This is a genomic window from Enterobacter cloacae complex sp. 370H10, from assembly GCF_050031535.1.
GTDB lineage: Bacteria > Pseudomonadota > Gammaproteobacteria > Enterobacterales > Enterobacteriaceae > Enterobacter > Enterobacter intestinihominis.
Genome location: NZ_JBLGWG010000001.1, coordinates 3,442,106 through 3,455,751, shown reverse-complemented (window position 1 = coordinate 3,455,751; position 13,646 = coordinate 3,442,106). Strand labels below are relative to the sequence as shown.

General features: G+C 57.5%; 11 protein-coding genes. 6 read left to right on the top strand and 5 right to left on the bottom strand.

Going from position 1 to position 13,646, the window contains the following annotated elements:
* Positions 1-20 precede the first annotated feature (20 nt).
* Positions 21-1,562 (top strand): peptide MFS transporter, encoded by a 1,542-nt coding sequence (locus ACQG2Q_RS16985; protein WP_023306697.1) that lies wholly within the window; start codon positions 21-23, stop codon positions 1,560-1,562.
* A 58-nt stretch (positions 1,563-1,620) separates the two neighbouring features.
* Positions 1,621-1,842, top strand: coding sequence for a zinc ribbon domain-containing protein (locus ACQG2Q_RS16980; RefSeq protein WP_022648996.1), 222 nt, complete (start codon positions 1,621-1,623; stop codon positions 1,840-1,842).
* Here the strand turns inward: ACQG2Q_RS16980 and ACQG2Q_RS16975 are convergent.
* From ACQG2Q_RS16975 to xseA, 3 genes are read right to left on the bottom strand one after another with little or no spacing between them, the layout of a single operon-like run.
* Positions 1,839-2,189 carry a protealysin inhibitor emfourin gene (locus ACQG2Q_RS16975; RefSeq protein ID WP_063152702.1) on the bottom strand — a complete coding sequence of 117 codons (351 nt, stop codon included), beginning with the start codon at positions 2,187-2,189 and terminating at the stop codon, positions 1,839-1,841. The two genes, ACQG2Q_RS16980 and ACQG2Q_RS16975, sit on opposite strands and share 4 nt — an antisense overlap.
* Positions 2,190-3,209, bottom strand: a complete 1,020-nt coding sequence (locus tag ACQG2Q_RS16970; RefSeq protein ID WP_063850007.1) for a M4 family metallopeptidase — start codon at positions 3,207-3,209, stop codon at positions 2,190-2,192.
* Positions 3,210-3,267: 58 nt separating this feature from the next.
* Positions 3,268-4,641 carry an exodeoxyribonuclease VII large subunit gene (gene xseA, locus ACQG2Q_RS16965; RefSeq protein ID WP_063850010.1) on the bottom strand — a complete coding sequence of 458 codons (1,374 nt, stop codon included), beginning with the start codon at positions 4,639-4,641 and terminating at the stop codon, positions 3,268-3,270.
* Positions 4,642-4,800: 159 nt separating this feature from the next.
* Between xseA and guaB the strand changes: the two genes are divergently transcribed.
* Together guaB and guaA are read left to right on the top strand one after the other, a co-directional pair.
* Positions 4,801-6,267: an IMP dehydrogenase gene (guaB, locus tag ACQG2Q_RS16960; protein ID WP_003860601.1), complete on the top strand. Its 1,467-nt coding sequence runs from the start codon at positions 4,801-4,803 to the stop codon at positions 6,265-6,267.
* Positions 6,268-6,335: 68 nt separating this feature from the next.
* Entirely contained in the window at positions 6,336-7,913 is a 1,578-nt protein-coding gene (guaA, locus tag ACQG2Q_RS16955; protein WP_063850012.1) for a glutamine-hydrolyzing GMP synthase, read from the top strand.
* Positions 7,914-8,015: 102 nt separating this feature from the next.
* Here the strand turns inward: guaA and ACQG2Q_RS16950 are convergent, their stop codons facing one another.
* Positions 8,016-8,369: a helix-turn-helix domain-containing protein gene (locus tag ACQG2Q_RS16950; protein WP_063146749.1), complete on the bottom strand. Its 354-nt coding sequence runs from the start codon at positions 8,367-8,369 to the stop codon at positions 8,016-8,018.
* 334 nt (positions 8,370-8,703) lie between these two features.
* On the opposite strand from ACQG2Q_RS16950, the gene ACQG2Q_RS16945 reads away from it, so the two are divergent.
* Both ACQG2Q_RS16945 and oqxB read left to right on the top strand, forming a co-directional pair.
* Positions 8,704-9,879: an efflux RND transporter periplasmic adaptor subunit gene (locus tag ACQG2Q_RS16945; RefSeq protein WP_045308556.1), complete on the top strand. Its 1,176-nt coding sequence runs from the start codon at positions 8,704-8,706 to the stop codon at positions 9,877-9,879.
* Positions 9,880-9,902: 23 nt separating this feature from the next.
* Positions 9,903-13,055, top strand: coding sequence for a multidrug efflux RND transporter permease subunit OqxB (oqxB, locus tag ACQG2Q_RS16940; RefSeq protein WP_063850013.1), 3,153 nt, complete (start codon positions 9,903-9,905; stop codon positions 13,053-13,055).
* Between the two features lie 66 nt (positions 13,056-13,121).
* Here oqxB and ACQG2Q_RS16935 read toward each other — a convergent pair whose 3' ends face one another.
* Entirely contained in the window at positions 13,122-13,601 is a 480-nt protein-coding gene (locus ACQG2Q_RS16935; RefSeq protein WP_003860591.1) for an RrF2 family transcriptional regulator, read from the bottom strand.
* Positions 13,602-13,646: the final 45 nt, after the last annotated feature.

The following is a 13,646-nucleotide window of genomic DNA, read 5'->3' as shown; positions in this document are numbered from 1 at the left end:
ACATACCTTTCGGGAGAATTATGCAATCCTCTGTTAATCAAAAAGAGAGCCGAACCTTCTTCGGCCATCCTTATCCGCTCGGTTCGCTGTTCTTCACCGAGATGTGGGAGCGTTTCTCGTTTTACGGTATTCGCCCGCTACTGATCCTGTTTATGGCCGCCACCGTGTATGACGGCGGAATGGGCCTGGCGCGTGAAAACGCCTCGGCGATTGTCGGCATCTTCGCGGGCACCATGTACCTCGCCGCACTGCCGGGCGGCTGGCTGGCGGATAACTGGCTCGGCCAGCAGCGGGCCGTCTGGTACGGTTCGATTTTGATTGCGCTTGGGCACCTGTCGATTGCCCTGTCGGCCATTATGGGCGACAACCTGTTCTTCATCGGCCTGATGTTCATCGTGCTCGGCTCCGGCCTGTTCAAGACCTGTATCTCGGTCATGGTCGGTACCCTCTACAAAAAGGGCGATGCGCGTCGTGACGGCGGTTTCTCGCTGTTCTATATGGGCATCAACATGGGCTCGTTCATTGCTCCTCTGATTTCCGGCTGGCTGATTAAAACCCACGGCTGGCACTGGGGCTTTGGTATCGGCGGTATCGGGATGCTGGTCGCCCTGATTATCTTCCGCGTGTTTGCCGTTCCGGCCATGAAGCGCTACGACAGCGAAGTCGGTCTGGACTCCACCTGGAACAGTCCAGTAGTGAAACGTAACGGCGTGGGTGCCTGGCTGCTGGCGCTGGCTGTGGGTGTTGCAATCATCGTCACGTTGATTGCCCAGGGCGTGATTGTGATTAATCCGGTCGCGGTGGCCAGCGTGCTGGTATATGTGATTGCCGCCTCCGTCGCGCTCTACTTCATCTACCTGTTCATCTTCGCCGGGCTGAATCGCAAAGAGCGCGCAAGGCTGCTGGTATGCTTTATTCTGCTGGTCTCCGCCGCGTTCTTCTGGTCCGCGTTCGAGCAGAAGCCAACCTCCTTCAACCTGTTCGCCAACGACTACACTAACCGCATGATCGGTGATTTTGAGATCCCGGCGGTGTGGTTCCAGTCGATTAATGCCCTGTTCATCATTCTGCTGGCACCGGTATTTAGCTGGGCATGGCCGAAGCTGGCGAGCAATAATATTCGCCCGAGCAGTATCACCAAGTTCGTGATCGGTATTTTGTGCGCGGCGGCGGGCTTCGGCCTGATGATGCTGGCGGCACAGAACGTGCTGAGCAACGGTGGAGCAGGGGTTTCTCCGTTCTGGCTGGTGGGCAGTATCCTGATGCTTACGCTCGGGGAACTGTGCCTGAGTCCGATTGGTCTGGCAACCATGACCCTGCTGGCGCCGGAAAGAATGCGCGGTCAGATGATGGGCCTGTGGTTCTGCGCCAGTGCGCTGGGTAACCTGGCTGCGGGCCTGATTGGTGGTCACGTGAAGGCCGACCAGCTGGATATGCTGCCAGACCTCTTTGCCCGTTGCTCCATCGCGCTGTTGATTTGTGCTGCGGTGCTGATCGTCCTCATTGTTCCGGTGCGTCGCATGCTGGAAAATGTGCAGACAAAACCGGCTACCGAAGCCTGATACTATTCAGCCTGCCGGGGCAGTTATCCAGCCCCGGCCCACCTCAACAGGAGAGAGCATGTCGATAACCTGTCCGGATTGCCACGCAGCGCTCGAGCCGCAAAACGGTATCGCGCACTGCGACAGCTGCAATAACGATATTCCCCTCGAAGCGCGCTGCCCTGACTGCCATCAACCGCTTCAGGTACTCAAGGCCTGCGGTGCGGTGGACTATTTTTGCCAGAACGGCCACGGGCTTATCTCAAAAAAACGCGTCGAGTTCGTCAGAGCTGAGGCTTAATCGCACACGCAGCCTTCACCTTTCTGCCACAGTTCCACCAGCGACTCGGGTGCTTCCTGCTCGGGTACCAGCACGATGATATCGGCGTAGTGCGCCTGATTTTGGCCGGTCCAGATAATCTGGATGCGGAAATAGCGCTGGTCACCGCTGCCGGGGGAAGAGGCTTGCCCGGGCGGCTGGCCGCGCGGGAAAGCCTGCTTCAGAATGCTCACCAGGCGCTGGCGCTGGGCCTCATTAAGCGAGGAGAGCGCAATGGTGCGCTGGCCGCTCAGCTTAGGGATAAAAGCGACGCCGCCTTCCCGGGCCAGCTCAACCACGGCGTCATCCGTCAGTTCCGGAACCTGCATTTACAGCACTCCTACTTGTTCCCAGGCTTGTTTTATAGCCGCCCCAACGTCGCTACCAGAGCGTTTCTCGCCGTGCGCTATCGTCAGTTTTGCAAAGGCATCAAAATCCGCATCCTGCGCCAGGTTGCGATCGCAAACCGTGTCGTACCAGGCATAACCCGCTTTTTCCCAGGCGTAGCCACCGCTCGCCGTTGCGGCCAGGTAAAACGCGCGGTTGGGGATACCGGAGTTAAGGTGTACGCCGCCGTTATCCTCGCGCGTTTTGATGAAATCTTTCATATGCCCGGGCTGCGGATCTTTACCGAGCAGCGGATCGTTATAGGCCGTGCCGGGTTCAGACATGGAGCGAAGCCCTTTCCCGTTGATGCCCTCCGCCAGCAGCCCTTCACCAATCAGCCAGTCTGCTTTATCGGCGGTTTGCTTAAGATGGTATTGCTTCACCAGCGAACCGAACACGTCGGATAACGACTCGTTCAGCGCGCCCGATTGTTCAAAGTAGATGAGTCCGGCTTCGGTCTCCGTCACGCCGTGGCTAAGCTCATGCGCTACCACGTCGATGGCAATGGTAAAGCGGTTGAAGATTTCCCCGTCGCCATCGCCAAAGACCATCTGCTGGCCGTTCCAGAAGGCGTTTTGATACTCACGGCCATAGTGCACGGTGCCGGTGAGGATCAGCCCTTTGTTATCGAGCGAATCGCGCTGATATTCCTTCCAGAAGAAATCATGGGTAATACCCAGATAATCGTACGCTTCATCCACCGCCACATCTCCGTTGGAGGGCTGGCCTTCATAGCGTACCTGGGTACCCGGCAGATCCTGGGTCTGTTTCGCATCGTAGATGTCACGCTCAAGCTGACCGGCTTTATTCACATGCGGCGCGGCGGGTTTGCCCGGCATATGGGCCATCAGCGTCTGGATGTGGGTTAAGGTCTGACGGGCGCAGCGCTGCTGCGGCTCAGAACCGCTTTCGATAATACGGCGAAGAATATACGGAGGGATGACGCTATGTAGATGGGGCATGCTGCTCTCCTTATTAAAAAAGGCAATAGCAGCAGTATAGTTTGTAACCGGCGAAGATTTATCCGCTTTTACGCTGACGCGTTTTTTTCACCGGTTTGATCTCTTTCACTTCACTCTCGACCCAGCCGTCAGAAAGCCGGGTGGTGAGCACATCCCCTGCTTTAACCTGCTTCGTCTGCTTCAGCACTTTGCCGTCCGTCGCGGTGGTCACGCTATAGCCGCGGGCCAGCGTGGAGAGTGGGCTGACGGCTTCCAGATGGGTGACCGCATTGCCAAAACGCTCGCGGGTGGCGCTCAGGCGTGAGCGGATATTTTCCGCGAGGCGGAACTCAAGCTGCTGGATCCGCGTTTGTGCGCGATAAATCTTTGGCTGCGGATTCTGCTGGTTCAGACGCTGAGTCGTGCGCTGCTGGCGCGATATCGCTTTCTTAAGCTGGTTATCCAGCGCGAAGTTCATCCGCTGACGCAGACGCTCCAGTACGGTTTGCTGACGCGCCAGACGCAATTGCGGATGCTGCTGTTGCAGACGATGATGAAGCTGGGTAAAGCGGCGGGTACGGTTGGCGAGGAAGTAGTCCATCGCCATCTCCAGGCGCTGCTGCCCGTTCTGGATCTGGCGCAGCAGCTCCTGCTGATTACGGCTGACCACCTCTGCCGCCGCGGACGGCGTGGGCGCGCGTAAATCCGCGACAAAATCGGCTATCGTCACATCCGTTTCATGGCCGACGGCGCTCACCACAGGGATAAGGCTGGCAAAGATTGCCCGCGCCACGCGCTCGTCGTTAAAGCTCCACAGGTCTTCCAGCGAGCCGCCGCCGCGCCCGACGATCAGGACATCGCACTCCTGACGCGCATTCGCCAGCTCAATCGCGCGCACGATCTGCCCCGGCGCATCGTCACCCTGAACGGCAGTTGGGTAGATAATGACGGGCAGGGAAGGGTCACGGCGCTTCAGGACGTGCAAAATATCGTGCAGCGCCGCGCCGGTTTTCGAGGTGATAACTCCAATACAGTGGGCAGGTGAGGGCAGGGGCTTTTTAAACTGCTGGTCAAACAATCCCTCAGCCGAAAGCATGGCTTTTAACTGCTCGTACTTCTGCTGCAACAAGCCTTCACCGGCGGGCTGCATGCTCTCGACGATAATCTGATAATCGCCGCGCGGCTCATACAGGGTAATGTTGGCGCGAACCAGAACCTGCTGGCCATGCTGAGGGCGGAACGTCACGCGACGATTGCTGTTGCGGAACATCGCGCAGCGCACCTGAGCGGTGTCGTCTTTTAGCGTAAAGTACCAGTGACCGGAAGCAGGCTGCGTGAAGTTAGAGATTTCACCGCTGATCCAGACCTGTCCCATTTCCTGCTCAAGCAGCAAACGCACCGTCTGATTAAGGCGGCTGACAGTATAAATTGAGGGGGATTGAGAGGATAACATGTGAGCGGGATCAAATTCTAAATCAGCAAGTTATTCAGTCGATAGTAACCTGCTGAGAGGCGATCGCAAGCATTTTTTTCAAAAAAGTGTAGATGCAATCGGTTACGCTCTGTATAATGCCACGGCAATATTTAACCACCCAGGTCAGAGATATTGCCCATGCTACGTATCGCTAAAGAAGCACTGACGTTTGACGACGTCCTCCTCGTTCCCGCTCATTCCACCGTTCTGCCGAATACTGCCGACCTCAGCACGCAGTTGACGAAAACCATTCGTCTGAACATTCCTATGCTCTCCGCAGCAATGGACACCGTGACTGAAGCGCGTCTGGCTATCGCTTTGGCACAGGAAGGCGGCATTGGCTTTATCCACAAAAACATGTCTATCGAGCGTCAGGCGGAAGAAGTTCGCCGCGTGAAGAAACATGAATCCGGTATCGTGTCCGATCCTCAGACCGTTCTGCCAACCACCACCCTGCACGAAGTGAAAGCGCTAACCGAGCGTAACGGCTTTGCAGGTTACCCGGTTGTGACCGAAGACAACGAGCTGGTGGGCATCATCACCGGTCGTGATGTGCGTTTCGTGACTGACCTGAACCAGCCTGTCAGCGTCTATATGACACCAAAAGAGCGCCTGGTGACCGTTCGCGAAGGCGAAACCCGCGACGTGGTGCTGGCGAAAATGCACGAAAAACGCGTTGAGAAAGCGCTGGTTGTGGATGCGAACTTCCACCTGCGTGGCATGATCACCGTTAAAGATTTCCAGAAAGCAGAACGTAAACCGAACGCCTGTAAAGACGAGCATGGCCGTCTGCGCGTCGGCGCTGCGGTTGGCGCGGGCGCAGGTAACGAAGAGCGCGTTGACGCGCTGGTTGCCGCGGGCGTTGACGTGCTGCTGATTGACTCCTCACATGGCCACTCCGAAGGCGTTCTGCAACGTATTCGTGAAACCCGTGCTAAATACCCGGATCTCCAGATCATCGGCGGTAACGTGGCTACGGGCGCAGGTGCTCGCGCACTGGCGGAAGCCGGTTGCAGCGCTGTGAAAGTGGGTATCGGCCCTGGCTCTATCTGTACTACCCGTATCGTCACCGGCGTGGGCGTTCCGCAGATCACCGCGGTGTCTGACGCGGTTGAAGCGCTGGAAGGCACCGGTATTCCGGTTATCGCGGACGGCGGTATCCGCTTCTCTGGCGACATCGCCAAAGCGATCGCCGCAGGTGCCGCAGCCGTGATGGTGGGCTCCATGCTGGCCGGTACCGAAGAATCCCCGGGCGAAATCGAACTCTACCAGGGCCGTTCTTATAAATCCTACCGCGGTATGGGCTCCCTGGGCGCGATGTCCAAAGGTTCCTCCGACCGTTACTTCCAGACCGATAACGCCGCTGACAAACTGGTACCGGAAGGCATCGAAGGCCGCGTGGCCTATAAAGGCCGTCTGAAAGAGATCATCCACCAGCAGATGGGCGGCCTGCGTTCCTGTATGGGGCTGACCGGCTGTGGTACCATTGACCTGCTGCGTACCAAAGCGGAATTCGTACGCATCAGCGGTGCGGGTATCCAGGAGAGCCACGTGCACGACGTGACGATCACCAAAGAGTCCCCGAACTACCGTCTGGGATCATGATTTTCTTCGCCCGACCTCGTGTCGGGCGATTTATTTAATCTGTTTCACTTGCCTCGGAATTAGCGTCAATGACGGAAAACATTCATAAACATCGCATCCTCATCCTCGATTTTGGTTCTCAGTACACTCAACTGGTGGCGCGTCGCGTGCGTGAGCTGGGCGTATACTGTGAGCTGTGGGCGTGGGATGTCACGGAAGCACAGATTCGCGAGTTCAATCCAAGCGGCATCATCCTGTCCGGCGGCCCGGAGAGCACCACCGAAGAGAACAGCCCGCGCGCGCCGCAGTACGTATTCGAAGCGGGCGTACCGGTGTTCGGCGTGTGCTACGGCATGCAGACTATGGCGATGCAGCTGGGCGGTCACGTAGAAGGCTCTAACGAGCGTGAGTTCGGCTACGCGCAGGTTGAAGTCGTCACCGACAGCGCGCTGGTGCGCGGTATCGAAGACTCCCTGACCGCAGACGGCAAACCGCTGCTGGACGTGTGGATGAGCCACGGCGACAAAGTCACCGCTATCCCGTCGGACTTCGTGACCGTAGCCAGCACCGAAAGCTGCCCGTTCGCGATTATGGCGAACGAAGAAAAACGCTTCTACGGCGTGCAGTTCCACCCGGAAGTGACTCACACCCGTCAGGGTATGCGCATGCTGGAGCGCTTCGTGCGTGATATCTGCCAGTGTGAAGCCCTGTGGATCCCGGCAAAAATCATCGACGACGCCGTGGAGCGTATCCGCCAGCAGGTTGGTGATGACAAAGTGATCCTCGGCCTCTCCGGCGGCGTCGACTCCTCCGTGACCGCGATGCTGCTGCACCGCGCCATCGGCAAAAACCTGACCTGCGTCTTCGTGGACAACGGCCTGCTGCGTCTGAACGAAGCCCAGCAGGTCATGGACATGTTCGGCGACCACTTCGGTCTGAACATCGTTCACGTGGAAGGCGAACAGCGCTTCCTGGACGCGCTGAAAGGCGAGAACGATCCGGAAGCGAAACGTAAAATCATCGGCCGCGTATTCGTGGAAGTGTTCGACGAAGAAGCGCTGAAGCTGGAAGACGTGAAATGGCTGGCGCAGGGCACTATCTACCCTGACGTGATCGAATCCGCCGCCTCCGCAACCGGTAAAGCACACGTCATCAAATCTCACCACAACGTGGGCGGCCTGCCGAAAGAGATGAAGATGGGCCTGGTTGAACCACTGCGTGAGCTATTCAAAGACGAAGTGCGTAAGATCGGTCTGGAGCTGGGGCTGCCGTACGACATGCTCTACCGTCACCCGTTCCCGGGCCCGGGCCTCGGCGTACGCGTGCTGGGCGAAGTGAAGAAAGAGTACTGCGACCTGCTGCGTCGCGCGGACGCGATCTTCATTGAAGAGCTGCACAAGGCTGACCTGTACAACAAGGTAAGCCAGGCGTTCACCGTGTTCCTGCCGGTTCGTTCTGTAGGCGTAATGGGCGATGGACGTAAGTACGACTGGGTTGTTTCCCTGCGTGCTGTGGAAACCATCGACTTCATGACTGCGCACTGGGCGCACCTGCCGTATGACTTCTTAGGCCGCGTGTCTAACCGCATCATCAACGAAGTGAACGGCATTTCCCGCGTGGTGTATGACATCAGCGGCAAGCCACCGGCGACGATCGAGTGGGAGTAAGCCCATAACCTTTCCTGCGAAGTTATAAGCAGGTAAGACTGATAAAACCCTCTGTTTACAGAGGGTTTTTCTTTTATAACTGATATCCGAACGGGACGTGAATTATTGGCTCATCTGTCGGGATCCACGGCAGCCGATACTGCGTCGCCATGCCCCTGGCGCCTGACCATACTGACGCTTAAAGCTGCGGTTGAAGGACTGCTGAGAGTCAAAGCCCAGCGCGATCGCCACGTTCAGAATCGGTTCATCGCTTTGGGCTAAGCGCTCAACTGATTTTTGCAGCTTTTGCGCGCGAATATATTCGGCGAGAGGGGAGCCGGTATGTTCTTTGAAGATCCGCTGGAGATGCCATTTCGAATAGCCGGCTCGCCTGGAGACGGTTTCAATGTCCAGGCGGCTATCAAGGTTGTTGTCGATCCAGTCGAGCAAATCGTGAATGAATGCACTCGTGTTCATCTTGCTTCCCCCTACGCCACGCATTAAAAGCATCTTTGTTTGTTGCACTTAAAGGTGGCCCGTTTTGATATTAATTGCAAGTTTTATTGTTACATTTAAATCCCTTCTCAAAACCCGTGATTTACCTTCGCCGCAAATAGCACATAAAGTGCAACAATTATTCTTGCACTTAATTAAGCGCCTTCCTACAATCGCCGCGATAGTGTATTCGCAACTGTTACAGTTTTGTGGCGATGAACGACACAAATGGCCTTAAGCCAGACCGGACAAAGGAAGTGGCGCGGCGCCTCCCGCTGCGTCTTGCCCGGCGGCTACAATAACCGGAATAAAAATAATGAGCCTGCAAAAAACCTGGGGTTACTTTCATCTGAGCGCGACGGGGGTGGTTTTACTCTCCGCGCTTCTCGTCGGGTGCGATGACAGTGTCGCGCAAAATGCTGCACCGCAAGCGCCCGTCGTCAGCGCAGCTGACGTGGTGGTGAAATCCATTAGCCAGTGGGACAGCTTTAACGGTCGCATTGAAGCGGTGGAAAGCGTTCAGCTGCGCCCACGCGTCTCCGGCTACATTGATAAAGTGAATTACACCGACGGTCAGGAGGTGAAAAAGGGCGAGGTGCTGTTCACGATTGATGACCGAACCTATCGCGCGGCGCTGGAACAGGCGCAGGCGAACCTGGCGAGAGCCAAAACGCAGGCCAGCCTGGCGCGAAGCGAGGCTAACCGTACCGATAAATTAGTCAATACCAACGTGGTATCCCGTGAAGAGTGGGAGCAGCGCCGTTCCGCTGCTACCCAGGCACAGGCCGATATTCGCGCGGCGCAGGCGGCGGTTGATGCCGCGCAGCTCAACCTCGACTTCACCAAAGTGACCGCGCCTATCGACGGTCGCGCCAGCCGGGCGCTGATCACTAGCGGTAACCTGGTGACTGCGGGTGACAGCGCCAGCGTGCTCACCACCCTGGTCTCACAGAAGACGGTTTACGTCTACTTCGATGTGGACGAGTCCACCTATCTTCACTATCAGAACCTGGCCCGCAGCGGGCAGGGGGCGTCCAGTCACCACACGGCGCTGCCAGTGGAGATTGGTCTGACGGGTGAGGAGGGCTATCCCCATCAGGGCAAAGTGGATTTCCTGGATAACCAGCTCACGCCGAGTACCGGTACAATCCGCATGCGCGCGCTGCTGGATAACTCACAGCGTCAGTTCACGCCGGGACTCTTCGCACGCGTGCGCCTGCCGGGCAGTGCGGAATTTAAAGCCACGCTTGTTGACGATAAGGCGGTGCTGACCGATCAGGATCGTAAGTATGTTTATGTCGTTGATAAAGACGGGAAAGCGCAGCGCCGCGATATTACGCCGGGGCGTCTGGCCGACGGTTTACGTATCGTACAGCAGGGGCTGAAACCCGGGGATAAAGTCATCGTCGATGGTTTACAAAAAGTGTTTATGCCGGGTATGCCGGTTAACGCGAAAACCGTTGCCATGACCGCCAGCGCCGCCCTCAACTGATCCCTTACCTGAGAATCCAATCCATGGACTTTTCCCGTTTTTTCATCGACAGGCCGATTTTTGCCGCCGTACTGTCGATTCTGATTTTTATCACAGGATTAATCGCCATCCCGCTGCTGCCGGTGAGCGAATATCCTGATGTCGTGCCGCCAAGCGTGCAGGTGCGCGCCGAGTACCCGGGCGCCAACCCGAAAGTGATTGCCGAAACCGTGGCGACGCCGCTGGAAGAGGCGATCAACGGCGTTGAAAACATGATGTACATGAAATCCGTCGCGGGCTCCGACGGCGTGCTGGTGACTACCGTCACCTTCCGTCCGGGTACCGACCCGGATCAGGCGCAGGTACAGGTGCAAAACCGCGTTGCACAGGCCGAGGCGCGTCTGCCGGAAGACGTTCGGCGTCTGGGCATCACGACTCAGAAACAGTCGCCAACGCTGACGCTGGTGGTGCATCTCTTTTCGCCTGGCGGTAAGTACGATTCACTGTATATGCGTAACTACGCCACGCTGAAGGTGAAGGACGAGCTGGCGCGTCTGCCCGGCGTGGGTCAGATCCAGATTTTCGGCTCGGGTGAATACGCGATGCGCGTCTGGCTGGATCCAAACAAGGTGGCGGCGCGCGGACTGACGGCCTCGGACGTGGTGACGGCGATGCAGGAGCAAAACGTACAGGTATCCGCCGGGCAGCTTGGCGCCGAGCCGCTGCCGAAAGAGAGCGATTTCCTGACCTCCATTAACGCCCAGGGCCGTCTGCATACCGAAGAAGAGTTTGGCAATATTGTCCTGAAAACAACGCAGGACGGCACGGTCGTCCGCCTGCGCGACGTGGCGCGTATCGAGATGGGTTCCGGCAGCTATGCGCTGCGCTCCCAGCTGAACAATAAAGACGCGGTCGGGATTGGTATCTTCCAGTCGCCGGGGGCAAACGCCATCGATCTGTCTAACGCGGTGCGCGCCAAAATGGACGAACTGTCCACGCGATTCCCGGACGATATGAAGTGGGCGGCACCTTACGACCCAACGGTATTTGTGCGCGACTCGATCCGTGCGGTTGTACAAACGCTGCTGGAAGCGGTGGTGCTGGTCGTGCTGGTGGTGATCCTGTTCCTGCAAACCTGGCGCGCGTCGATCATCCCGCTGATCGCGGTGCCGGTATCGGTGGTGGGTACCTTCAGCATTCTTTACCTGCTGGGCTTCTCGCTGAATACCCTGAGCCTGTTCGGGCTGGTGCTGGCCATCGGTATCGTGGTGGATGATGCCATCGTGGTGGTGGAGAACGTCGAGCGAAATATCGAAGAGGGGCTCGCCCCGCTTGCGGCGGCGCATCAGGCGATGCGTGAAGTGTCCGGGCCGATTATCGCCATTGCGCTGGTGCTGTGTGCAGTGTTTGTGCCGATGGCGTTCCTCTCTGGCGTGACCGGCCAGTTCTACAAACAGTTTGCGGTAACGATAGCCATTTCCACGGTGATCTCCGCGATCAACTCGCTGACGCTTTCTCCGGCGCTGGCCGCGCTGCTGTTGAAGCCGCATGGTGCCCCGAAAGATTTCCCGACCCGGCTTATCGATCGTCTGTTCGGCTGGATTTTCCGTCCGTTTAACCGCTTTTTCCATCGCAGCTCGACCGGCTATCAGGGACTGGTAGGTAAAACGCTTGGCCGACGCGGTGCAGTGTTTGCGGTTTATTTGCTGCTGCTTTGTGCCGCGGGTGTGATGTTTAAAGTCGTACCCGGCGGGTTTATTCCGACGCAGGATAAGCTGTACCTGATCGGCGGCGTGAAAATGCCGGAAGGCTCGTCGCTGGCGCGTACCGATGCGGTGATCCGCAAAATGAGCGAAATCGGGATGAATACCGAAGGCGTGGATTATGCGGTCGCGTTTCCTGGCCTGAACGCGCTCCAGTTCACCAATACGCCGAACACCGGGACGGTCTTCTTTGGCCTGAAGCCGTTCGACCAGCGTAAACATACTGCGGCGGAAATTAACGCGGAGATCAATGCGAAAATCGCGCAAATCCAGCAGGGCTTTGGCTTCTCGATTCTGCCGCCGCCGATTTTAGGGCTGGGTCAAGGGTCCGGTTATTCCCTGTATATTCAGGATCGTGCTGGTCTGGGCTATGGCGCGCTGCAAAACGCGGTGAACACCATGTCCGGGGCGATTATGCAGACGCCGGGTATGCATTTCCCCATCTCAACCTACCAGGCTAACGTTCCGCAGCTGGATGTGCAGGTTGACCGTGATAAAGCGAAAGCGCAGGGCGTATCGCTTACCGATCTTTTCGGCACGCTGCAAACCTATCTGGGCTCGTCATATGTAAACGACTTTAACCAGTTTGGACGGACCTGGCGCGTAATGGCACAGGCCGACGGGCAGTTCCGCGACAGCGTGGAAGATATCGCGAATTTACGCACACGCAATGACCAGGGCGAAATGGTGCCGATTGGCAGTATGGTGAAAATCACGACCACCTACGGGCCGGACCCGGTGATCCGCTACAATGGTTACCCGGCGGCGGATCTTATTGGTGATGCTGACCCGCGCGTGCTCTCTTCCGCGCAGGCGATGACGCAGCTGGACGCCATGTCTAAGCAGATCCTGCCGAACGGGATGAATATTGAATGGACGGACCTGAGTTTCCAGCAGGCCACCCAGGGCAATACGGCGCTGATCGTCTTCCCGGTCGCGGTGCTGCTGGCGTTCCTGGTGCTGGCGGCGCTGTATGAAAGCTGGACGCTGCCGCTGGCGGTGATCCTTATCGTGCCGATGACGATGCTCTCCGCGCTGTTCGGCGTCTGGCTGACCGGGGGCGATAACAACGTCTTCGTGCAGGTGGGGCTGGTCGTGCTGATGGGGCTGGCCTGTAAAAACGCGATACTTATCGTGGAGTTTGCCCGCGAGCTGGAAATTCAGGGCAAAGGCATCATGGAGGCTGCGCTGGAGGCGTGCCGCCTGCGTTTACGCCCGATTGTAATGACCTCTATCGCCTTTATTGCCGGGACCATTCCACTGATCCTTGGTCACGGGGCAGGGGCAGAAGTCCGCGGCGTCACCGGGATCACCGTCTTCTCCGGGATGCTGGGCGTGACGCTGTTTGGTCTGTTCCTGACGCCGGTCTTTTACGTGACGCTGCGTAAATTCGTGACGCGCGGCAAAGCGGAAAGAGAGGTGTTGCCTGCGTAGGACGTAGCAGATAACAAAAAGCCGCCTTCATTGTGAAGGCGGCTTTTTTTTCGCAATCCGTCAGGATTAAGGCGCTTTTTTATGCTGCGTACAGAGTTCCGGCACCGGATCGCACCCGCTGGTATCGGCTTTTTTCACCTCTTCCAGCGCGCTGGCGACGGTATGGCGCGCTAAAACCGCTAACGAAGCCTGCTCTGCTTCATCAGCGATTGATTTGAAGTACCAGCAGGCGTTGGCGCTGACCACACAGCGGGCCGGGACGTCAGGACGGGACGCCCACAGCTTTTTATCTTCAGTGACGGAAAGGTAGATATCACGCAGGGTGATCTCTTCAGCCGGGCGGCCAAGGTGAATAGAGCCGTTGCGGCCAAGCGTGGAGACGATAATGCCGTCCCGGGCGAGAGGAACCATTAATTTGCGGATAAAGCTCGGATTCGCTTCCAGGCCGTAAGCCAGGATTGCACTCGTCGAACGTTCACCCGATTGCTCCGCCATCGCTACGCTGAGAACCATCTGCAAAGCTGTCGGGAAGCGGTAATCTAACATTTTTCTGTCCTGGGTTGCGGTGAATCTTGTTCTTTTTGGCACCGC